General features: G+C 67.4%; 22 protein-coding genes and 1 pseudogene. 18 read left to right on the forward strand and 5 right to left on the reverse strand.

Annotated elements, in window-relative coordinates:
- Positions 1–21: 21 nt before the first annotated feature.
- Complete coding sequence (locus BST14_RS07985; RefSeq protein WP_083063971.1) at positions 22–981, reverse strand: alpha/beta fold hydrolase; 960 nt, start codon at positions 979–981, stop codon at positions 22–24.
- Positions 982–1521: a phage holin family protein gene (locus BST14_RS07990; RefSeq protein WP_083063996.1), complete on the reverse strand. Its 540-nt coding sequence runs from the start codon at positions 1519–1521 to the stop codon at positions 982–984.
- Positions 1522–1783: 262 nt separating this feature from the next.
- On the opposite strand from BST14_RS07990, the gene BST14_RS07995 reads away from it, so the two are divergent.
- The gene (locus BST14_RS07995; RefSeq protein WP_142279303.1) at positions 1784–2482 is read left to right on the forward strand and encodes a chymotrypsin family serine protease; all 699 of its coding nucleotides are present in this window, start codon (positions 1784–1786) and stop codon (positions 2480–2482) included.
- A 10-nt stretch (positions 2483–2492) separates the two neighbouring features.
- Here the strand turns inward: BST14_RS07995 and acs are convergent, their stop codons facing one another.
- The gene (gene acs / locus BST14_RS08000; protein WP_083063973.1) at positions 2493–4445 is read right to left on the reverse strand and encodes an acetate--CoA ligase; all 1953 of its coding nucleotides are present in this window, start codon (positions 4443–4445) and stop codon (positions 2493–2495) included.
- 150 nt (positions 4446–4595) lie between these two features.
- On the opposite strand from acs, the gene BST14_RS08005 reads away from it, so the two are divergent.
- The 6 genes from BST14_RS08005 (at position 4596) to BST14_RS08030 (ending at position 11009) form a co-directional block, all read left to right on the forward strand.
- The gene (locus tag BST14_RS08005; protein WP_083063974.1) at positions 4596–5135 is read left to right on the forward strand and encodes a DUF4232 domain-containing protein; all 540 of its coding nucleotides are present in this window, start codon (positions 4596–4598) and stop codon (positions 5133–5135) included.
- An 83-nt stretch (positions 5136–5218) separates the two neighbouring features.
- Entirely contained in the window at positions 5219–6847 is a 1629-nt protein-coding gene (locus tag BST14_RS08010) for a peptide ABC transporter substrate-binding protein (RefSeq protein ID WP_211280676.1), read from the forward strand.
- A 2-nt stretch (positions 6848–6849) separates the two neighbouring features.
- Positions 6850–7776 (forward strand): ABC transporter permease, encoded by a 927-nt coding sequence (locus BST14_RS08015; RefSeq protein ID WP_083063976.1) that lies wholly within the window; start codon positions 6850–6852, stop codon positions 7774–7776.
- Complete coding sequence (locus BST14_RS08020; RefSeq protein ID WP_083063977.1) at positions 7769–8632, forward strand: ABC transporter permease; 864 nt, start codon at positions 7769–7771, stop codon at positions 8630–8632. Before BST14_RS08015 ends, BST14_RS08020 begins: the two co-directional genes overlap by 8 nt.
- Positions 8629–10224, forward strand: a complete 1596-nt coding sequence (locus BST14_RS08025) for a dipeptide ABC transporter ATP-binding protein (RefSeq protein WP_083063997.1) — start codon at positions 8629–8631, stop codon at positions 10222–10224. The genes BST14_RS08020 and BST14_RS08025 overlap by 4 nt, the downstream gene beginning before the upstream one ends.
- Positions 10225–10250: 26 nt before the next feature.
- Entirely contained in the window at positions 10251–11009 is a 759-nt protein-coding gene (locus BST14_RS08030; RefSeq protein WP_083063978.1) for a Fic family protein, read from the forward strand.
- Positions 11010–11431: 422 nt separating this feature from the next.
- Here BST14_RS08030 and BST14_RS08040 read toward each other — a convergent pair whose 3' ends face one another.
- Positions 11432–12289, reverse strand: a complete 858-nt coding sequence (locus BST14_RS08040; protein ID WP_083063979.1) for an HAD-IB family hydrolase — start codon at positions 12287–12289, stop codon at positions 11432–11434.
- A 471-nt stretch (positions 12290–12760) separates the two neighbouring features.
- On the opposite strand from BST14_RS08040, the gene ssd reads away from it, so the two are divergent.
- From ssd to BST14_RS30030, 7 genes and pseudogenes are all read left to right on the forward strand, one after another.
- A complete protein-coding gene (gene ssd, locus BST14_RS08050; protein ID WP_083063981.1) occupies positions 12761–13819 on the forward strand; it encodes a septum site-determining protein Ssd in 1059 nt (352 codons plus the stop codon).
- Positions 13816–14979: a TadA family conjugal transfer-associated ATPase gene (locus BST14_RS08055; RefSeq protein ID WP_083063982.1), complete on the forward strand. Its 1164-nt coding sequence runs from the start codon at positions 13816–13818 to the stop codon at positions 14977–14979. The genes ssd and BST14_RS08055 overlap by 4 nt, the downstream gene beginning before the upstream one ends.
- The gene (locus BST14_RS08060; RefSeq protein WP_083063983.1) at positions 14976–15773 is read left to right on the forward strand and encodes a type II secretion system F family protein; all 798 of its coding nucleotides are present in this window, start codon (positions 14976–14978) and stop codon (positions 15771–15773) included. Before BST14_RS08055 ends, BST14_RS08060 begins: the two co-directional genes overlap by 4 nt.
- 19 nt (positions 15774–15792) lie before the next feature.
- Positions 15793–16386: a type II secretion system F family protein gene (locus BST14_RS08065; protein WP_169926059.1), complete on the forward strand. Its 594-nt coding sequence runs from the start codon at positions 15793–15795 to the stop codon at positions 16384–16386.
- Positions 16387–16404: 18 nt separating this feature from the next.
- A pseudogene (locus tag BST14_RS29430) lies at positions 16405–16488 on the forward strand (DUF4244 domain-containing protein); the annotation flags it as partial.
- A gap of 49 nt (positions 16489–16537) precedes the next feature.
- On the forward strand, positions 16538–18130 hold the full coding sequence (locus BST14_RS08070) for a recombinase family protein (protein WP_083063999.1): 1593 nt from the start codon (positions 16538–16540) through the stop codon (positions 18128–18130).
- Positions 18131–18134: 4 nt separating this feature from the next.
- Complete coding sequence (locus BST14_RS30030) at positions 18135–18290, forward strand: hypothetical protein (protein ID WP_158085856.1); 156 nt, start codon at positions 18135–18137, stop codon at positions 18288–18290.
- Positions 18291–18323: 33 nt separating this feature from the next.
- Here BST14_RS30030 and BST14_RS08075 read toward each other — a convergent pair whose 3' ends face one another.
- Positions 18324–18917, reverse strand: coding sequence for a hypothetical protein (locus BST14_RS08075; RefSeq protein WP_083063984.1), 594 nt, complete (start codon positions 18915–18917; stop codon positions 18324–18326).
- Between the two features lie 239 nt (positions 18918–19156).
- Between BST14_RS08075 and BST14_RS08080 the strand changes: the two genes are divergently transcribed.
- From BST14_RS08080 to BST14_RS08095, 4 genes are all read left to right on the forward strand, one after another.
- On the forward strand, positions 19157–20296 hold the full coding sequence (locus tag BST14_RS08080; protein WP_142279304.1) for a hypothetical protein: 1140 nt from the start codon (positions 19157–19159) through the stop codon (positions 20294–20296).
- Positions 20293–20520, forward strand: a complete 228-nt coding sequence (locus BST14_RS08085) for a hypothetical protein (protein WP_142279305.1) — start codon at positions 20293–20295, stop codon at positions 20518–20520. The genes BST14_RS08080 and BST14_RS08085 overlap by 4 nt, the downstream gene beginning before the upstream one ends.
- A 965-nt stretch (positions 20521–21485) precedes the next feature.
- Positions 21486–21752 (forward strand): hypothetical protein, encoded by a 267-nt coding sequence (locus tag BST14_RS08090; protein WP_083063987.1) that lies wholly within the window; start codon positions 21486–21488, stop codon positions 21750–21752.
- A complete protein-coding gene (locus BST14_RS08095; RefSeq protein WP_083063988.1) occupies positions 21745–22347 on the forward strand; it encodes a helix-turn-helix domain-containing protein in 603 nt (200 codons plus the stop codon). The genes BST14_RS08090 and BST14_RS08095 overlap by 8 nt, the downstream gene beginning before the upstream one ends.
- Positions 22348–22384: the final 37 nt, after the last annotated feature.

The following is a 22384-nucleotide window of genomic DNA, read 5'->3' on the forward strand; positions in this document are numbered from 1 at the left end:
TGCGTCGGCTGAGCCGCCAGGTCACCTCGCCCGGGTCAGGTGCACCTGTTCGAGGAACCTCGTCAAGTGCTTGTTGATTTCCTCGGGCGCCTCTTCGTGGCTGAAATGCGCTGCGCCGGAGATGGATACGTAGCGTCCCTGTGGCGCGTAGCGTTGCGTTCGGTCCACCGGGTCGGCCAGCACGTAGGGATCGGCGTCACCGCGCAGGTGTAACAGCGGCACGCTGAGCTGCTGGCTCATCGACCTCATGAAACGCCGGCCTTCGTCGCGCAGCTGGCTGCGGACGGCCCACCGCTGGTACTCGCACGCGCTGTGCGCGGCCGCCGGGATCTGGATCGCCGTGCGCAGATGGCCGATGGTCTCCGAAAAGTCTTCGGAGGCAAGCCATTTGCCACAGCTGCGGCTGCGGACCAAGCGCTCGATCTCGGCGCCGTCGTCGCGGGTCAACAGGCGCTCGGGCCACAGCGGTACTTGGTATTGCAGCAGCGTCGGCAGTAGCGCGTAACCCTGGTCGCGTCGCGTCAACGTCGATCGCCGCAACGCCGCCGGGTGCGGCGAACTGATCAGCGCGATCGCCGACACCAGCCGCGGATGCAGCAACGCGGCGGCCCAGCAGCCCAGTCCTCCGTCGGCGTGGCCCACCAGGGTCGCCGAAGAGTGCCCCAGCGCCCGAATGAGTCCGGCCGCGTCGCCGGCCATCGTCCAGCCGTCGTAGCCGCGGGGTGGCTTATCGCTGCCCCCGTAGCCCCGCAGGTCGACGGCCACCACGCGCGCCCCGCGCAGTCCGCGCAGCTGATGACGCCACGACCACCAGAACGATCCGAAACCGTGCAGCAACATCACCAGCGGGCGCGACGTGGCCGGCGAGCCGTCGGCATCGTCGCGGGCCTCGACAACGTGGAAGCGGATGCCGTTGGCGTGCACATCGAGATGGCGCCATGGCCCGTCGATGCGGGTCACCGACGGATCCGGCGGCGCCATCTACCAACCCGACGGATCGGCGGCGGCGCCGTTTCCGGGCTTCGCGTGTTTGCCGTGCGACTCGGGGAGCTGCTTGGCGCCGGGGGCCTTGTCGTGGCCCGGCGTGAGGGCGGTGCGTGTCTCCTTGACCGATTCGATCGTCTGGCGCGGTCCCCGTATCCGGCGGACCTTGAGGAAGCCCAGCAAAGCCAGCACGGCGCCCACGACCACCATCACCCCGAACACGATCAGGTATGCCGCCCAGCGCCATAGCCAGGTGTCGAGCAGCTCGGCGACGAAGAAGAAGAAAAAGAAGGTGGAGTAGAACAGCACCACCAGCGCGGCGATGAAGAAGACGCTCCCGGTCAACCCCTTTTTGACGTCGCGGGTAATCTCGGCGCGCGCCAGTTCGACTTCGGCGCGCACCAGCGTGGACACCTGGGTGGTCGCGTCTTTGATCAGGTCACCGATCGACGGCTCGGCGGATTTGGCATGCGGGTCGGTCAACGGAATCGTGGTCAGGGTGCTGGGCACACCGTTCTTGCCATCGGCTTTGCTCACAGACGGTCCTCTTTCGTCGTTGCCCGGCTCGCTGTCGTCGCGGTTTATGTTGCCATGCGGCCCCCGAATAGACGAAGCCAGACGATCCCGGCCCGGTGTTGCGGTGCGGGTTCGACGATCCCGAAACCAGTTCCGTTCGGACACCAGGCGGTCGCGACGCCGTGCCGGCGCGATGCGCTTCCGGAAGGCGAACATCGGATCGCGGCCGATTACACTCGGCCAAGCCGGTCGCGATGTCCGGCCGACCGATAGGAGTAGGGCCGTGCGGAGGGCGCACCGATGCTTCTTAGTGGCGATGGTTGCCCTGCTCGTGGCCGCGATGGGTTCGTATGCCCGTTCGGCCGCCGCTGACGTCCGGATCCCTTTAGGCGGTGGGGCGGGCATCGTCATCAACGGCGACACCTTGTGCACCCTGACCACCATCGGCGGCGACGCCGCCGGCGAGCTGATCGGCTTCACCTCCGCGCACTGCGGCGGCCCGGGGGCCCAGGTCACCGCCGAGGGCGCCGAAAACGCCGGCGTGCTGGGCACCATGGTCGCCGGCAATGACAACCTCGACTACGCGGTCATCAAGTTCGACCCGGCCAAGGTGACGCCGGTGGCCAACTTCAACGGCTTCTTGATCAGTGGCATCGGTCCGGACCCCGCCTTCGGCGAGATCGCCTGCAAACAGGGCCGCACGACCGGCAATTCTTGCGGCGTCACCTGGGGCATGGGTCAGGCGCCGGGCACCATCGTCATGCAGGTCTGCGGTCAACCGGGCGACTCCGGCGCGCCGGTCACCGTCAACAATCAGCTGGTCGGCATGATTCACGGCGCCTTCAGCGACAACCTGCCGACCTGCGTCATCAAGTACATTCCGCTGCACACGCCGGCTGTGGTCCAGTCGTTCAACGCGATCCTGGCCGATATCAACAGCAAACACCGGCCCGGCGCGGGGTTCAGCCCGCTGCCGGGCTGAACCGCGGCGACTACTTCGCCGCCCTGATCGCGTCGAACACGCCGGGATCGAGCAACGTCGAGGTGTCGCCCAGTTCGCGGTTTTGGGCGATGTCCCGCAACAGCCTGCGCATGATCTTGCCGCTGCGCGTCTTGGGTAGCTCGGGTACCACGTGCACCTCGCGCGGGCGGGCGATGGGTGAGATCTCCCGGGCGACCTCGGCGCGCAATTCGTCGACGATCCCGTCGTGCACTTGGGAATCGGAGCGTAGGACGACGAACGCGCAGATGGCCTGGCCGGTGGTCGAATCGGTCGCCCCGACCACCGCCGCCTCGGCGACCGAGGCGTGGCCGACGAGCGCGGACTCCACCTCGGCCGTGGACAGCCGGTGCCCCGAGACGTTCATGACGTCATCGATGCGGCCGACCACCCAGATGGCGCCGTCGCGGTCGTAATAGGCGCTGTCGCCGGCGAAATACCAGCCCTGCTCGGCGAACCGGGACCAGTAGGTCTCGACGTATCGCTCGGCGTCCCCCCAGATGCCGCGCAGCATGGACGGCCACGGCTGGTCCAGCACCAGGTAGCCGGTGACGTGCTCACCCTTGTGGATGCCCGGGACCAATTGCTCGCCGTGGTCGTCGACGATCTTTGCCGAGATGCCCGGCAGCGCCCTCATCGCCGAACCCGGTTTGGCCGCAGCGATTCCCGGCAGCGGGGAGATCATCGTGGCGCCGGTCTCGGTCTGCCACCAGGTGTCGACGATCGGAAGGCGGCCGGCGCCGATGACCTTGCGGTACCAGCGCCACGCTTCGGGGTTGATCGGTTCGCCGACCGAGCCCAGCAGCCGCAGACTGGACAGGTCGTGCACATCGGGAATCTCGCGTCCCCACTTCATGAACGTGCGAATCAGCGTTGGGGCGGTGTAATAGATTGTCACGCCGTACTTTTCGATGATCTCGAAGTGCCGGTGCTGGGTGGGCGAGTCGGGGGTGCCCTCATACAGCACCTCGGTGACGCCGTTGGCCAGTGGACCGTACACACCGTAGGTGTGCCCGGTAACCCAGCCGATGTCGGCGGTGCACCAGAACACGTCGGTTTCGGCCTTGATGTCGAAGACGTAGTAGTGCGTGTAGGCGGCATGGGTCAGGTAGCCGCCGCTGGTGTGCACGATGCCCTTGGGCTTGCCGGTGGTTCCGGAGGTGTACAGCAGGAACAAGGCCCGCTCGGCGTCGAAGGGCTCCGGGGTGTGCTCGGCGGACGCGGCGTCGACGACGTCGTGCCACCACAGGTCGCGGTCGTCGTTCCAGGACACGTCAATTCCGGTGCGCCGCACCACAAGTACGTGCTCGATGGGGCTGTCGTCGTCGTTGACGGCCTCGTCGGCCGCGTCCTTCAACGAAACCGGCTTGCCGCGGCGGAACTGGCCGTCGCTGGTGATCAGCAGCTTGGCCGAAGCGTCGGCGATCCGGGCCTGCAGCGCCTTGGCGGTGAAGCCGGCGAACACCACGCTGTGCATCAAACCCAGGCGCGCGCAGGCGAGCATCGCGATCACCGCTTCGGGAATCAGCGGCAGGTAAATCGCGACCCGGTCACCGGCGACCAGGCCGAGGTCGGTCAGCGCGTTGGCGGCCTTGCACACCTCGGCTTGCAGATCGGCATAGGTCAGGCTGCGGTGATCGCCGACGGGTTCACCCTCCCAGTGGATGGCGACCCGATCCCCGTGGCCGGCCTCGACGTGGCGGTCCACGCAGTTGTAGGCCACGTTGAGCTTGCCGTCGGCGAACCACTTGGCGACCGGTGCCTGCGACCAGTCCAGCACCTCGGTGAACGGCGTCGCCCACGACAACCGCTTGGCCTGCTTGGCCCAGAAGGCCAGCCGGTCCTGCTCGGCTTCGCGGTACAGTTCCTCGCCCGCGTTGGCCTGCTCGGCGAACTGCGCCGGCGGCGGATAGGACGAGGGGGCGGCGGAATCGGTGGCGGTCACTAAGTTCTCTCCTGGGTCGAGACTGCGCCGTTCGGCGGCCGTGCGCGGTGGCCGACTGCGAGCCTAGTCGGGTGAGGCGTAGCTGTGCGAGCGGTAGCCGTGCGCGCGAATCCGGGGTCAAAGTGCGCGCCGTGCCGGATAATCACCGGTGTGCCGGGTCAGGGGCGGGGTGTCCGCCGACTAGCGTCCAACTTTGCCGCGGTCGCAACGGTTTACGCGGCAGGCTTGCCGGGTTGGCCCGCAGCGGCCGTGCCGTTGGAGAGCGGCGACCAGGCCACGCCGTGCCGGTCGGAGCAGGTCGCCGTGACCGCCTCGCCGGCGGAAGGCGCGGTGGGTCATCGCGCGGTGACGTTGGTGTTCACCCTCGCGGGCGGTGCCGAGCCGTGCACGCTCACCGGATACGCCTGGGTGGATTCGGGCGCGGGCGGGCCACTGATTCACGCGGAGCCCACGCCGCGCGGCTACCTCGGCGGGCTGCCGGCCGGCGTCAATGAGCCGCCGACGGTCATCTTGTCGATATCGACCCAGGGGCAGGCCATCGTCGAGGGCACCGCCGTCGACGCCGACGGCAAGCCGTGCCCCACCTATACCGACCTGATGGTCAACCCGCCGGACACCACCGATGTGGCGACCGTGTCGGCGACGATCGACGCCTGCGCGCTGCAGGTGCACCCGATCACCGCGGTCTGAGCGACTCAGGAGCCGACGATCCACCGTACCGGCGCTTCACCGTCGCGCGACGTCAGGCCCTAGGGTCGGGTGTCATGCGTGCGATGCGGACCCCGTCGGCCTGGCTGGCCCCGGTTGCCGCCGCGATGCTCGTGATCGCCGCGGTGACCGGATGCGGTGGCGGTGTGCTCAGTCCGGATCTGGTGGTGGTCAACGGCGGGGAACCGCCGAATCCGCTGATCCCCACCGGCACCAACGACAGCCTGGGTGGCCGCATCCTCGATCGGCTCTTCGCCGGGCTGATGTCCTACGACGCCGCCGGCAACCCGTGGCCGGAGGTCGCCGAATCCGTCGACACCCCCGACAACGTCAACTACCGCATCGTCCTCAAACCCGGCTGGACGTTCACCGATGGCTCGCCGGTGACGGCCCATTCGTTCGTCGACGCATGGAACTACGGGGCGTTGAGCAGCAACGGCCAACTGCAGCAGAGCTTTTTCAGTCCGATCGAGGGCTTCGATGCCGTCGCCGGGCCGGCCGGTGGCAGCAAGCCGGCCCTCACCACCATGTCCGGCCTGAAGGTGATCAACGACCGCGAGTTCACCGTCCGGCTGAAGGCACCCACCATCGACTTCAAGCTGCGGCTGGGCCACAGCGCGTTCTATCCCTTGCCCCAGGCGGCCTTTCGGGACATGAGCGCCTTCGGGCAGCACCCGATCGGCAACGGCCCCTACAAACTCGCCGACGGTCCCGACGGGCCCGCATGGGAGCACAACGTCCGAATTGACCTGCGGCCCAACCCCGCTTACCACGGCAACCGCAGGCCACGCAACAGGGGGCTGCGGTTCGAGTTCTACGCCAACCTGGACACCGCCTACGCCGACCTGCTCTCCGGCAACCTCGACGTCTTGGACACCATTCCGTCCAGCGCGCTGACGATATTCCGGCGCGACCTGGGCGGCAATTGGGCCAGCGGGCCCGTCGCCGTCAGCCAATCGCTTGACACGCCGCTGCGGCTGCCACACTTCGGCGGCGAGGAAGGGCGGCTGCGCCGGTTGGCGTTGTCGGCGGCCATCAACCGCCCGCAGATCTGTCGGCAGATCTTCAACGACACCCGCAGCCCGGCGCGCGACTTCACCGCCAGCTCGCTGCCGGGATTCGACCCCAACATCGCCGGCAGCGACGCACTGGACTTCAATCCCGAGCGGGCACGCCAACTTTGGGCCCAAGCCAATGCGATCGCGCCATGGAGCGGGCGCTATGCCATCGCCTACAACGCCGATAGCGGCCATCAGGAGTGGGTGGACGCGGTGGCCAACACCATCAAAAACGTGCTGGGCATCGATGCCGTCGGCGCTCCGCAGCCCACCTTCGCCGGGTTCCGCACCCAGATCACCAACCGCACGATGGACACCGCGTTCCGGGCCGGCTGGATCGGCGACTACCCGTCGATGATCGAGTTCCTCGCCCCGCTGTATGCCACCGGCGCGGGATCCAATGACGTCGGATATTCCAGCCGCGAGTTCGATGCCGGCTTGGCCGCCGCCGAGGCGGCACCCGACTTGCGGCAGGCCGACGCGCTGGTCAACCTCGCGCAGCGAATCCTGTTGCACGACATGCCCGCCGTGCCGCTGTGGTACTACATCGCCGTGCTCGGCTGGTCACCACAGGTCAGCGCCGTCAAGGTCAGCTGGAACGGGCTGCCCGACTACGAGAACCTTGTCAAGGCTTGAACATGGGCTGGTACGTCGCACGCCGGATCGCCGTCATGGTGCCCGTCTTTTTGGGTGCGACGCTGCTGATCTACGGCATGGTCTTCCTGCTGCCCGGCGACCCGCTGGCCGCCATCGCGGGGGACCGGCCGCTGACTCCTGCCGTGGCCGCGGCGCTGCGCGCCCGCTATCACCTGGATGATCCGTTCATCGTGCAGTACCTGCGCTATCTCGGCGGCGTCCTGCACGGCGACCTGGGCCGCGCCTATTCCGGGTTGCCAGTCAGAGACGTTCTCGCACATGCCTTTCCGGTCACCCTCCGGCTCTCATTGATCGCCCTGGTCGTCGAGGCGGTGCTGGGCGTCGGATTCGGCGTGATCGCCGGGCTGCGCCAGGGCGGGCTCTTCGACGCGGGCGTGCTGATCACCGGTCTGGTCATCATCGCGATTCCCATCTTCGTGCTGGGCTTCTTGGCGCAGTTCGTGTTCGGGGTGCGGTTGGGTGTCGCGCCGGTGACGGTCGGGGAGCGGGCGAGCTTCGCGCGGCTGTTGTTACCCGGAATCGTGCTGGGCTCGGTGTCATTCGCCTACGTGGTGCGGTTGACCCGATCCGCGGTGGCCGCCAACGCGCACGCCGACCACGTGCGCACCGCCACCGCCAAGGGATTGTCACGGCCGCGGGTGGTGACCGTGCACATCCTGCGCAACTCGCTGATTCCGGTGGTGACCTTCCTGGGCGCGGACCTCGGGGCCTTGATGGGCGGGGCCATTGTGACGGAGGGCATTTTCAACATCCACGGTGTCGGCGGTGTGCTCTATCAAGCCGTCACCCGCCAAGAGGCTCCCACGGTGGTGTCGATCGTGACCGTGCTGGTGCTCATCTATTTGATCACCAACCTGATGGTGGACCTGCTTTACGCGGCGCTGGACCCTCGGATCCGTTATGGCTGAGCACTCCGGCTTTTGGGGGGAGACCTGGCGGAAACTGCATCGGCGCCCGAAGTTCGTCATCGCCGCCGTGCTGATCCTCGTCATTCTCCTGATCGCGCTGTTCCCCGCGTTGTTCACTCATGCCGACCCCAGCTATGCCGATCCGAGCCAAAGCTTGCGCGGCCCCTCGGCGGCGCACTGGTTCGGCACCGACCTGCAAGGCCACGACATCTACGCGCGCACCATCTATGGGGCGCGAGCCTCGGTGACGGTCGGGCTGGGCGCGACGCTGTTGGTCTTCGTCGTCGGCGGCGCGCTGGGTGCCCTGGCCGGTTTCTACGGCGGCTGGCTCGACGCGGTGGTCTCTCGGCTCACCGACGTCTTCTTCGGCCTGCCGCTGCTGCTGGCCGCCATCGTCCTCATGCAGGTGCTGCACCACCGTACGGTGTGGACGGTGATCGCCATCCTCGCGCTGTTCGGCTGGCCGCAGGTGGCCAGGATCGCCCGCGGCGCGGTGCTCGCGGTGCGGGCCAGCGACTACGTGCTCGCCGCTAAAGCGTTGGGAATGAGCAGGTTTCAGATCCTGCTGCGACACGCGCTGCCCAATGCGCTCGGTCCGGTGATCGCGGTGGCCACGATCGCTCTGGGACTGTTCATCGTCACCGAGGCCACGCTGTCCTACCTCGGTGTGGGATTGCCGCCGTCGGTGGTGTCGTGGGGCGGCGACATCAACCTCGCCCAGACCCGGCTGCGGGCGGGCTCACCCATCCTGTTCTACCCCGCCGGCGCGCTGGCCATCACCGTGCTGGCATTCATGATGATGGGCGACGCGCTGCGCGACGCCCTCGATCCGGCCTCGAGGGCGTGGCGGGCGTGAGCGGCGCGGTGTCGCCGCTGCTGTCGGTCGACGGCCTGGAAGTCAGGTTCGGTGAACACGCCGCGGTGTGCGGGCTGGATCTGCGCGTGCTGCCCGGCCAGACCGTCGCGGTGGTGGGCGAATCGGGATCGGGCAAATCCACCACCGCCGCCGCGATCCTCGGGCTGCTTCCCCCCGGCGGGCGAATCACGGGCGGGCGCATCATGTTCGACGGCGTGGACATCTCGACCGCCGATCGTCGAGCGCTTCGCTCGATCAGGGGGCGGCACATCGGCTACATCCCGCAGGACCCGATGACCAATCTCAACCCGGTGTGGAAGGTCGGCTTCCAGATCCGGGAAGCCTTGCGCGCCAACACGAGCGATCGGCGGACTCGGCAGCGGGCGGTGGAACTGCTTGCGGCGGCGGGCATGCCGGATCCGGCCCGGCAAGCGGGCCGTTACCCCCATCAGCTGTCCGGCGGCATGTGTCAACGCGCGCTGATCGCGATCGGGCTGGCGGGGCGGCCACGGCTGCTCATCGCCGACGAGCCGACCTCCGCGCTCGACGTCACGGTGCAGCGGCAGGTGCTCGACCACCTTGCGCACCTCACCGCCGAACTCGGTACCGCGCTGCTGCTGATCACCCACGATCTGGCGCTGGCCGCCGAACGGGCCGAACACGTGGTCGTCGTCCACCGCGGGGTCGTGGTGGAATCCGGTGCGGCACAGTCCATCCTGCGCATACCACAGCACGAGTACACCCGGCGGTTGGTGGCCGCGGCTCCATCGCTGACGCGCCGGAGCCGGCCGGCTTCCACCCGGACCGACGACATCCTCGTCGCTTCGGATCTCACCAAGGTCTATCGGGAGTCACATGGGGCGCCGTGGCGGCATCGCGAATTGCGTGCCGTCGACGCGGTGTCGTTTCGGCTGCGCCGCGCGAGCACACTGGCCATTGCCGGTGGGTCGGGCTCGGGAAAATCGACTGTGGCCCGCATGGTGCTGGGCCTGCTCCAACCGACCTCGGGCACCGTCGCTTTTGACGGCACCCCGATCGACGACGCAATGCCCCGGGACAAGCAGCTGGCCTTCCGCCGCCGCGTACAGCCGGTGTTCCAAAACCCTTACAGCAGCTTGGATCCCATGTACTCGGTGTTTCGCGCGATCGAGGAGCCGCTGCGCATCCACCGCGTCGGTGACCGCAGGCAACGCGCACAAGCGGTGCACGACCTCGTCGACCAGGTGGCGCTGCCATCGTCGGTGCTGGACCGGTTGCCGCGCGAGCTGTCGGGCGGGCAACGGCAGCGGGTGGCCATCGCCCGGGCGCTGGCGTTGCGGCCCGACGTGCTGGTGTGCGACGAGGCGGTGTCGGCGCTCGACGTCTTGGTTCAGGCGCAGATACTCGATTTGCTAACCGAGCTGCAGGCCGAACTCGGGTTGGCCTATCTGTTCATCAGCCATGACCTGGCGGTGATCCGGCAGATCGCCGATGACGTTCTGGTGATGCGGTCGGGCCGCGTGGTGGAGCACGCGCCCACCGAGGAACTGTTCAGCGACCCCAAGCACGAATACACCCGGCAGTTGCTGGATGCGATCCCGCGCCTGCGGTGAAGCCGGCGGGGATAGGTTGTGAGGTTGTGACCGCAGATCCGCTGGCCCCCCTGATGGAGCTGCCCGGCGTCGCCGAGGCCAGTGACCGCGCCCGTGAAGCGTTGGGCCGTGCCCACCGGCACCGTGCCAACCTGCGTGGCTGGCGCGTGACGGCCGCCGAGGCGGCGCTGCGGGCGGCGCGCGCGTCCTCGGTTCTGGACGGCGGTCCCGTTCGCCTGGAGGATCTCGCCGACGCCGGGCAGGTCAGTGACCCGGTGTTCGCGGGCGCGCTCCGGGTGGCCCAGGCGCTCGAGGGCGGCGAAGGGCCCGTCGTGGCCATCTGGCGGCGGGCACCGCTGCAGGCGCTGGCCCGCCTGCACGTGCTGGCCGCGGCCGAGCAGGTCGACGACGAGCGGCTGGGCCGCCCGCGCGCCGATGCCGGCGTGGGGCCGCGACTGGAGTTGTTGGCCGACTTGGTCAACGGGCGAACCCAGGTGCCGGCGCCGGTGCTGGCCGCCGTCGCCCACGGCGAGCTGCTGACGCTTAAGCCGTTCGGCAGCTCCGACGGTGTCGTGGCCCGCGCGGTGTCGAGGTTGGTGACCATCGCCAGCGGGCTGGACCCACACGGGCTGGGCGTGCCCGAGGTCAGCTGGATGCGTCAACCCGCCGCGTATCGCGACGCCGCGCAGGGATTCGCCGACGGCAGGCCCGAGGGTGTAGGGGCCTGGCTGGTTCTGTGTTGCCGGGCGACGAAAGCCGGTGCGCAGGAGGCTTTGTCGATCGCCGACGCAATGTCGAACAAGTAGCTGACCGGTTACCGAAGTCGGGAAAACGGTCACGAAAAGGTAGAGCGGGCGACGTTCCGAATGTTCGGTCCGCCGCCCGCTAGCACGGGACCCGGTTACCAAGCGTGCATCTCGGGCTGCGTGGGTTGGCCTCGGCGATCTCACGACGCTTATGGTTGCAACCCCACCCAAAGGGCCGTCGACACCTTCCGCATTTTCGCAATCTCGCAGGCCCGCAACACTTCTGCCATCTTCGCGGCTATGACTTTGCGTGGGTGCCGGGCACCGTGCTGGGCGCCCGGGTCGGGAGGACGAACCTTCTCTTCCGGCTCGACCTTGGCCTCACCGGGCTTCCGTGGTTCCTTTGTACTACTAGACCCTTAGCGCGGCAAGGCCCAATTGCGAAGGAAATCCCATGGCCCGACGGGCCTGTTGCTGGGTCGCTAAAGAGCGTAGCGGCGCAACAATGAATAGGTCACCGCGCCGGCGGCCAGGGCGCTGATGCCCACCGCGGCCGTCGTGGCGATCGCGGCACCGGAGGGCGCGGGAATGCGGTCGCGCAGGGACACCGGCCGGGAGAACGAGATCACGGGCCAGCCGCGCTCCAGGGCCTCCCTACGCAATCCGCGATCGGGATTGACCACGCTGGGGTGGCCGACGGCCTCAAGCATCGGCAGGTCGGTGATCGAATCGGAATAGGCGTAGCAGTGTTCCAGCGGGTAGCCCTCGCGCGCGGCGAGCTCGCGGATCGCCTGCACCTTGCCCTCGCCGTAGCAGTAGAAGGCGATCTCGCCGGTGTACCGACCGTCCTCGACGACCATCCGGGTGGCCATCGCGTGGGTGGCGCCGAGCGCGCGGGCGATGGGGGCGACGATTTCTTCCCCGGAGGCCGAAACCACCACGACGTCACGCCCGCACAACTTGTGGGCCGCGATGAGGTCGGCGGCTTCGGCGAACACCAGCGGAGTCACGATGTCGTGCAGCGTCTCGTTGACGATCGACTTGACCTGCTCGACGTCCCAGCCGGTGCACATGTTGGTCATGTGGGCGCGCATCCGATCCATCTGGTCATGATCAGCACCGGAGAGCAGATAGATGAACTGCGCGTAGCTGGACTTGAGCACGGCGCGCCGGTTGAGCAGGCCCTGGTTGAAAAACGGTTTGCTGAAGGCCAGCGTGCTGGACTTGGCGATGATCGTCTTATCCAGGTCGAAAAAGGCCGCCGTGCGGGCATGGGAAGCGGTGGTTGACGCCGATTGCTCCGAGGCCGACTGCTCCGCGGTGGGGTCGAAGACGGTCACGGACCTAGCATAGGTCGCCGGTGCGGCACGGCCGCGATCCCGCACCGGAAATGGCCGCTCAGGGGGTTCGGGATCGGTGTGGAGCGGTATTTACGCGGCTCAAGCTGCTTTTCCGGAAAATGATCTCTTGCGTTACTCCGGCTTGTCATGTGTATAGTAAGCATTACTCGGCCTGAGCCGAGGGTGTATCAGCCCGACCCCCCGGGGCTGATGCACGACGACCCTCGCCTCCTCCCCCCCTGGCGGGGGTCGTCCCTTTTCTAGGGTCAGTTTTCCGCGCTTCGGGGTGCCGGGCGCGGCTCTCGGTGCGTTGCGGGAAGCACGTCCATCGTCGCTGGCGGCGTCGCCCCACGACGCGTTTGTGCACACTCGCGTCTCTATCCACAAATCCGCATTTGGGACTGTTGTGCCAAGGTCACCGCCCCGCACAGTGGTCGGGTGACCAGCGTTTCCGGAGCCGATGCAGCGGGGGTGTTGGCGGTAGTGGCGGACCCCGACCTGCGCGCGGAGTTGGACCGGGTGGCCGCGGCCGCCGGCGTTCGCGTGGTGTACGCCGGCGACGCGTCTCCGGTCAGCCGCAAGACGTGGGCCGCGGCCGCGGCCGTCGTGCTGGACGCGCGGTCGGCGGCCCGCTGCGAACGATGGGCGCTGCCGCGTCGCGATCACGTGACCGTGCTGACCCCGGCCCAACCCGAGACGGCGACGTGGGCGGCCGCCGTCGGGGTCGGGGCCGGGCACGTGTTGCGGCTGCCCGGGCAGGAAGCGGAGTTGGTAGGCGCGCTCGCCGAGGCCGCCGAATCCGCGCGCGACGACGGGTCGCGTGGCCACGCGGTCGCCGTCATCGGGGGCTGCGGTGGAGCGGGCGCTTCCTCGCTCGCGGTCGCCCTGGCCCAGGCCGCCGCCGACGCGCTGTTGGTGGACCTCGACCCGTGGGGTGGGGGCCTGGACTTGTTGCTGGGCCGCGAATCCGCCCCGGGGTTGCGCTGGCCGGACCTCGCGTTGCAGGGCGGACGGCTCCACTGGTCGGCCGTCCGCGATGCACTGCCACGCCACCGTGGAGTCAGCGTGCTGTCCGGCACTCGCCGCGACTACGAGTTGGAAGCCGCGCCGGTGCACGCCATCATCGACGCCGGCCGGCGCGGGGCGGTCAGCGTCATCTGCGACCTTCCCCGTCGTTTCACCGACGCGACCCAAGCCGCGCTGAGCGCCGCCGATCTGGTCGTGGTCATCAGTCGCTGTGACGTGCGCGCGTGCGCGGCGACCGGGGCGTTGGCCCCGGTGTTGGCCTCCGTCAATCCCAATGTCGGCCTGGTGGTGCGCGGCCCGTCGCCTGGAGGATTGCGAGCGGCCGAGATCGCCGATATCGCCGGATTGCCGTTGCTGGCGGCGATCAAAGCGCAGCCGCACCTCGCCGAACAGGCCGACCGTGGCGGCCTGCGGCTGGGGCGACGCTCGGCGCTCGCCGTGGCGGCCGGCCAGGTGCTCGCCGTGCTGCCACCGGCCGGCACGCGAAAGGGCAAGGCGGCGTGAGCGGTTCGCTGATCGAACGGGTCCGCGAGCGGCTGGCCGGCGAGGCCGGCCCGCTCGCACCGGCGGTGGTGGCCGCGGCCATCCGGGCCGAGTCCGGCGGGATGCTCGGAGACACCGAGGTGCTGGCCAATCTCCGGGTGTTGCAGACCGAGCTGACCGGCGCCGGCCTCCTCGATCCGCTGCTCTGCGCGGACGGGACGACCGACGTCCTGGTCACCGCCCCGGATGCGGTGTGGGTGGACGACGGCACCGGTCTGCGGCGCAGCGAGATTCGCTTCCCCGACGAGGCGGCGGTGCGGCGGTTGGCGCAGCGGCTGGCGCTGGCCGCCGGCCGCCGTCTGGACGACGCGCAGCCCTGGGTGGATGGCGAATTGACCGGCATCGGCGCCGGCGGGCTCGCGGTGCGGCTGCACGCGGTGTTGCCGCCGGTGGCCGCCGGGGGCACCTGCCTTTCGCTGCGGGTCCTGCGGCCGGCCACCCAGGACTTGTCGGCCCTTATCGCCGCCGGGGCGATCGAGCCCGCGGGGGCCGCCCTGGTCACCGACATCATCGACGCCCGGTTGGCGTTCCTGGTCAGCGGTGGCACCGGCGCGGGCAAGACGACACTGCTCGCCGCGATGCTGGGCGCGGTATCGCCGGCCGAACGGATCGTCTGCGTCGAGGACGCTTCGGAGCTCGCGCCGCGGCACCCACACCTGGTGAAGCTGGTCGCGCGCTGCGCCAACATCGAAGGCGTTGGCGAGATTCCGGTCCGCCAGCTGGTCCGGCAGGCGCTGCGGATGCGGCCCGACCGCATCGTGGTCGGCGAGGTCAGGGGCGCCGAGGTGGTGGATTTGCTGGCCGCGCTGAACACCGGCCACGACGGCGGCGCCGGCACCGTGCACGCCAACAATCCCGGCGAGGTGCCCGCCCGCTTGGAGGCGTTGGGGGCGCTCGGCGGCCTCGATCGGGCCGCACTGCACAGCCAGCTCGCCGCCGCCGTGCAGGTGCTGCTGCACGTCGAGCGCGACCGTGCCGGCCGGCGACGACTCGGCGAAATCGCTGCGCTGCAACACGATCGAGGCCAGGTGCGGGCGGTCACCGTGTGGCATGCGGATCGCGGCATGACCGACGCCGCCCCGCAACTGCAGCGCCTGTTGCGCGGCAGGATGCCGGCATGAACGGCCCACTGGCGGGCGCGCTGCTGCTGGCGTTCGCACTCATCGTCGCCCCGCCCTCGCCGCGACGAAGACTGCCGGCCGCACGGCACCGGCGGCCGCCGGCGGTCGGGATGCGGGAGGCGGGCTGCACGGCCGCCGGTATCTTCTGCGTCGCCGCCATCGCGCTGCCGCCGACCACCGTGCTGTGCCTGGCGGTCGTCGGGGCGACCGCGCTGCTGCGCTATCGACGCAGCCGGCGTATCCGGCGCGCGACGGCCGAGGGTCGCGCGCTGCACACCGCGCTCGAGGTGCTCGTCGGTGAGTTGCGGGCCGGCTCGCATCCGGTGCGTGCGTTCTGCGTCGCCGCCGACGACAGCGCCGGCGCGGTTGCGGTGTCGCTGCGTTCGGTGGCGGCGCGGGCCCGCCTGGGTGCCGACGTCGCGGCCGGCCTGGCCGCCGCGGGCCGCGCCTCGGCGCTGCCCGGCCATTGGGAGCGCCTGGCGCTGTGCTGGCGACTGGCCAGTGACAACGGGCTGGGCATAGCCACCCTGATGCGCGCCGCCCAACGCGATATCGCTGAGCGGCAACGGTTCTCGGACCGGGTGACCTCGAGCATGGCCGGCGCCCGCGCGACCGCGGCGATACTGGCCGCGCTGCCCGCAGTCGGTGTGCTGTTGGGCCAGCTGATCGGGGCCCAGCCCCTGGGCTTTTTGCTGGGCGGGCGCGCGGGCGGCTGGTTGTTGCTCATCGGCTCGACGCTGGCCTGCGCGGGTCTGCTGTGGTCGGACCGCATCGCCGATCGGGTCGCGTCGTGAACCGATCGCGTCGCGGCGCATGACCCTGGCGGGGGTGCTACTGGCGGTGGCGCTGTGGATCGGTCCCGGTCCAGCGCTGGTGCGCGGTCGCGCCGGGGCGCCGGTGCGTGGCGGTCGGCTGCGGCGCGACCCCGGGCCGCCGCGCGGCCCGGATCCACTGGCCGTCGCTTCCTGCCTGGACGTGCTGGCCGTGTGCCTGACCGCGGGCATGGCGGTGTCGAGCGCCGCGGCCGCCGCCGCGCCGTCCGCGCCGCCGAAGCTCGCCAAGGTGCTGCGCCGCGCCGCCGACCTGCTGGCGCTTGGCGCCGATCCCGCTGTCGCATGGTCAATTCCGTCCGGCCCGCAGGACTCGGCCGACCCGCAGATCGACGCGCTGCTGCGGTTGGCTCGGCGATCGGCGTCCTCGGGTGCGGCGCTTGCCGGTGGCGTCGCCGAGTTGGCCGAGGAGTCTCGTCACGATGCCGCACACGCGGCGAGCGCGGCCGCCGAGCGGGCCGGTGTACTGATCGCCGGACCGTTGGGTCTGTGCTTCCTCCCGGCGTTCGTCTGCCTGGGCATCGTCCCGGTGGTGGCCGGTCTGGCCGGTCAGGTGCTGCAATCGGGTCTGCTGTGAAAAGAGAGGAATTCATTGATGCTGAACCTGTTTCGAGAAATCTCCGCGCGCGTCGCCGTGCTGGCCGCCGACGAGTCGGGCATGTCGACAGTCGAGTACTCGAAAGTGTAACTTTACACCCGTGCAACGACGACCCTCTAGGCCAGCCAAGCTGGCCGACGCCCCGCAGAGGCCCGGACCCGCAGTCCGGGCTCTCATCATCGTTCGACTCTCCCGATTGACTGACGCTACTACCAGCCCAGAACGCCAGCTCGAAACATGCCGGGACCTCTGCCGGCGTCGTGGCTACGAGGTTGTCGGCATAGCCGAGGACCTAGACGTGTCGGCGGGGGCTACTTCCCCATTCAACCGTCCCCAGCTCGGGGATTGGCTGACGAACCGCCTCGGTGAGTTCGACGTTCTGGTGGTCTACCGGATGGACCGGATAGTTCGCAGGTTGCTTGACCTCGCGGACCTAATCCGCTGGTGCCAGGAGCATCACGTCGCTCTGGTCAGTGCATCCGAGGCATTCCTGGACTTGACCGCGCCGTTCGGCGACATCGTCGCCCTCTTGGTGGCAAAGGTCGCCGAGATGGAGCTGGCAGCGATCTCGGAACGGAACGCTTCTGCAGCTCGGTACAACATCCGAGCGGGGAAGTATCGCGGCGGGATACCGCCGTGGGGCTATCTGCCCAGCGATGCCACCGGAGAGTGGCGGCTAGTCCAGGACCCCGAACAGGTGAAGGTGATTCGGGAGGTTGTGGAGCGGGTCCTATCCGGTGAACCGCTCCGGGCAGTGGCCCACGACCTGACTGCCCGGAAAGTGCTCACTCCGCGTGACCGGTTCGCACAGCACCAAGGCCGCGAAGTCCGGGGCTACGCATGGCATTCCAGCCCACTGAAACGCTCTCTAACGAGCGAAACGCTGCTCGGCTACGCGATGTCCGGTGACAGCCCGGTTAGGGCTGAGGATGGCTCTCCGATCATCAGGGCTGACCCGATACTCACTCGGGAGACGTTCGACCGGTTAGCGGTCGAGCTGGCCGAGCGGGAGAACCGGAAGGAACCGACCAAGCGCAGCACCGGTCTGCTGCTGCAGATCATCTACTGCGGTACGTGCGGGAGGCCGGCCTACCGGCTCAAGGGTGGCCCTGGACGAAAGCCCCGATACCGGTGCGCCTCAGCTCAATACAAAGAGCCATGCGGCAATCCGTCGATACCGATGGACTACGCGGACGAGGTGGTCGAGCGCATCCTGCTGGGGATGCTCGGGAAGTCCGAACGCTTAGAGCGAGTGTGGGACGCAGGCTCGGACCACTCCGCAGAGCTGGCCGAGATCGACGCCACGCTGGAGGATCTCGTGGCGGTGCTCGGGTCCGGTGACTTCAGAGCAGGGACGCCCCAGCGGATCACGCTCAACCGAAGGATCTCCGAGCTGGCCAAAAGACAGGCTGAGCTGTCCGCTCAGGCCGTGAAACCGGCGGGCTGGACGTGGGAGCCTACCGGGGAGCTGTTCGGAGACTGGTGGGCACGTCAGGACATAACACAACGCAACGTGTGGCTCCGTTCCATGAACGTCCGCTTGGAGTTCCAACGGGGCCAGGTCTCGCTAGACCTCGGGGACGTTCTCAAGCTAACCGAGCACTTGAAGGCCACCGGACCGGCTGCAGACTGGCTGGCCGTGTTCGAGGCCATGCGGGACAACGGAATAGCCGGGATCGAAATGACCTGCGATGAAGTTCAGTTCGCAACAAACGAGAGGTGACGAGATGGACGACGAACTGGTGTCGATAGCGGACGCTGCCGCCGAGTGTGGGATGTCGGTGGACGAGCTGATTGGACACATGGTCCGAGACGGGATGCTGGTCGAGCATCCCAACGGGGGCTATGTGCCGTCACCACACCCGGACATCCGAGAGCTGTAACCCCGACCTGCCGACCGAAGGCCCCGGAGACCGTCACAACTCCGGGCTTTCTCGTGGGGTCGATTGCCCGCTCCGCAGCTCCCCAGTGCTGCGGTAGCCGAAGGCCAGCTCGGATCTGACCTGAGCCCCGAGCGCGTCCCGCGCCCGCTTCTCATCCGGTCGCAGCTCGTGAATCTTTGCCCGTGCGATCCGCTCTCCAGGCGGCAGCGACTCCGGGTGCTCATCTTGCCACGGGACCAGGTCCGCTTGTGCGATCATGTCCCTCGCTACGGCGCGCCAAGCTTCCGCCTTCTCGCGGACCTCGTTGCTGCCGAACGCTGCCACGAGTGCTGCGGTATCCGCCTGCACTTCAAGAGACGGCAGCGGCGTATCCGGCAAAGGGCCGAACTGAATGAACGGGTAAACGGTCTGGGCCCACTGTCCCACGCGCTCGGCCATCTTGAGAAGCTCGAGGTAGGCGCGTTCCAGCCGCTCCTGTTCCCTCGCTTCCCGTGCCTGTAACCGGTCGTGGCCCAACTGTTCTCGGAGAGTCGCTAGGGCCTGGTCCCGACTTTGTTTTCCCGTAAACCACGTACCGACGATGCCGGCAATACCAACTGCACTGGTGCCGATCCACTCCCAGGCCATAAGCCCTGATTATGGCCGCGCCCTGGCGAGCAATTCCAGCTCCCAGCGCACTAGGTCCAACGCCGCTCGTACGGCTGGGTCGTCGGGGTCGAGCCCTTCGGCTCGGATCGCTTCGGCTTCGACAGGGTCGAGGCTCCCGAGGGCAGCAGCTCCGCTCTGCCCGTCGCGTTCGTCGTCCATGCGGAATTAGACGGTGTTTCGTCGTCATCGGTTCCGCAGTCGGGATATAGATTGCCCGAGTGACTTCCAAGTGGGAGGGCATTCTTCGATGCAAGACGTGGAACGTCTGGCCCGGCGAAACGACTGGCGAACTTCCACCCGTCGACATCGACTACGGTGCCGCAACTCCTGTTCGTGTGCGTACCTTCCTGGACGCTTGGGCCCCGAGATCACGCCCTGAGCTGAATCAGGTCGAAGAAACCCAGCTCGGTCCTCGGATCTGGGATGGTGAGCAACCCGGGTTGCACCGTGTTTGGGATGCCATCCTCCTGCGTGTCGGGGAGCAAATCCAACTCGGGCAGGCGGATCCTCGCCCCGCCCGTCGTGGAGAACTAGACATCCGACTGAGTTTCGAACTCAGCGGACATCCCCCGGACGCATTGGTTGAAGCCCTACGCACGCGAGCCTACGAAATCCTAGCTCTTCTGAATCTGCGCCTGGGCGATTTCGTCACGCCGGCGATGCCATTTCAGATTCGAGAGACGTTGCCTAACAACGAAACAGAACTAACGCTGCCTTTCAAGATTGAAGTGGTAGAGCACCGGCACACCTTGGATGAGGAAAGGCTCGGCGGCTTCCTGAAGGATGTCGCACACTTCCACTCAGATCCGAGGTACGGGGACAAGTACCGCATTGCGTTGGAGCTGTACGCAGCGCACTTCACCGAACAACAGGCCCGTGTCAGATTCATCCTGCTGGTGATCGCTATGGAGGCTCTCGCCGAGAAAAGTCCGAAACACCAAGTTGCGCTCGATCTCCTGGCCCGCTGGAAGAAGGAACTTCAGACGGAGAAGGCCAAATACCAGAAGTCGTCGGAAGAGTTCTACAGCCTGCAGGCCCTCTCTAGCGAGCTTGACTTCCGTGGCGGGGACTCGATCGGGAATCAGATACGCAAGCTGTTTTCTGCCCTGCCCGGAGTCAGCGACGACGAGCGAGCCGAGTTGCAGCGCAGAGCAGTCGCTGTCTATCAGAAGAGAAGCACACTCGTCCATGAGGGGTACGTCCCCGTCGAGGAGCTTCCCGAGTTGGAACGAGAAGCGCGAACCTTACTTGAAAAGCTGTTGGAAGCCGCGATCGAGCGAAGCAAGCCAGAAGATGACCGTTTCGGGATCGAGGTTGGCGACCCGCAAGGGCCGAGAAGCAATGGGGAGAACGCGTGACCGAGAGTCGAGATCCGAGAGCGGACTTTGTGTCGTGGGTCGCTGGAAACCCGGCAGCGACGGCGGAAGACAAGGCCGTCGCCGAACTGATCGCCCAGGACAAACAACCCGGCGAAGAGCAGCGCCCTGCTGCTGACCACCTGGTGAAGTTGGGCTACCTGTGTCAACGATCCGATGGCACTTACGAGGCGTTGGCGGGCGACCCGCGTAAGTGGAGGCCGTAACACGGGATGTTTGCTGCGGGCCGAGGCGGCATACCCGCTTCGGGCCGACTGTGGCTCACAGGAAAAACGACACGCCCCTGTGATCCTGATCACTAACGAGCCTCTGAACTGCGGGACACGCCCGAGCGCGTGATAGACAACTGTCCAGTTGTGGGCTTTTTTCGAAAAATCGCACCTACTACCGTATGAAGGGGTACGGCGAAACGGGGTCCCTGCTCGCTGCCCGGTTTGCCTTCGCTACCGCCGTGATCTCCCTCACAGGGCACCGCTCTCACTTAGGGTTTCGGCGGAACCCTAACGTACTACTGTATGAAGGGGTATTGGCTGCTTAGCCGTGCCCCTCCCTTGCTTGCCGCTCCAGGCATCCTTCCTGGCCTGTCGAGCAGCGAGCGGGCACGGTTCCACGTTCTCTCCCGTGTCCGACAACTTTCGCGGCACCTCCTTAGCCGCGTAGGGACGCGTCGGAGTACCGACGCGGAGCAGGGACTCTCGCCCCTTGGTTGCTGGCGCAGACCTCCGGTCGTGCGCGTCTTCCCCAGCAGCCAGGGGGTTCCCCCTTTTTGACCTAACTCAGTAGATCGACCCGTCAGTGGCGGGTCTTCCAACGATGAGCGTCTGTGGCGCTCGGGAATCAGAGGACAACGCCATGCCAGGACCCGCCAAATGCACGAAGCATCCCCAGCGCGGCCCCCAGGATCGGGACCGCTGGTCTGGTTGCATTCATTGCCGGCGCGAACGCCAACGTGAATACGCGGCAGGAATACGCCGCGATGCCAGGAAGCTTCGGCAGCTCCAAGAGCTGCTGCAGATCGCCTGACAAACGGGCCTGAGAGGCCCTGAGAGCCCCGAGAGGGCTCTACCCCACACTTACCCCCTACCCGTAGGGGGTTTGTTCGTCTGTGGCCTACACAGGCCGCGAACGGAGTGCCCAGGAGGCACGAACCAACCAAGGAAGGAATCCAACCATGAACATCAGAAGCAAGAAGCTGGATGAGTGGGACATCCCCGAGGATGTCAAGCAGTACATCCGAGACCTGCGCCAGGAGAACGGACGCCTCCGCGTCCAGCTCAAGGGCAAGGGGATGCAAGTCCGGCCCGCTGTCGACATGCTCCCGGTGAGGACCCGCAACGAGCTGCAGCAACTCAGGGCCGAAAACGCGAAGTGGCGGAATCGGTTCCGCGAAGCGCAAACCGAGCTGGCCGAGCTGAAAGCCGCTCAGGCCGATGTCTGAGTTCTCCAAGCTGACTTGGCTTCGGGAAGCCAGACCGCAGATACGCAAGCTGACTGCGACCCAACGTGACGTGTTGGACGTGATCTTCGATCGCACCAACGAGGACGGACAGAATGCCCACCCGTCGCAGGAGCAGATCGCCGAGACGATAGGCAAGAGTGATCGCCAGGTAAGAGACATCCTTGGCCAGCTCCGAGAGCTGGGTCTGATCGTTAGGACCGAGCGAGGCAACAAACGCCTTGGCCACGCTGACAAGTACAGCCTGTGGGATTACCGGAACTCTAAGGCTTCCGGTAATGGATCACCGGAAGTCTCCCAGGATCACCGGAACTCTAGGGGTTCCGGTAATGAGTTGGATTACCGGAAGTCTGAGGCGGGATTACCGGAAGTTTCGGGGGTTATTACCGGAAGTGCTGCACTTCCGCCCAATAGATCCTGTACATCAGATCCTGGTCCAACAGACCAGGAGATGATTGGAGAGGACGACCAACCAGGGGAGTCCGAACACTCGGCAGATTTCGCCTCGTGTTCTCAACCTGGCGACTCAGAGCCAGAGGTCAAGTCCAGGGACGTGGTGTACGGGGTCGTCTTGTGATTCTTCGAGATGATGGTTCAAGCGGTCAGTGCCGCAG

Origin of the sequence: Mycobacterium arosiense ATCC BAA-1401 = DSM 45069 (assembly GCF_002086125.1) — a bacterium.
GTDB lineage: Bacteria > Actinomycetota > Actinomycetes > Mycobacteriales > Mycobacteriaceae > Mycobacterium > Mycobacterium arosiense.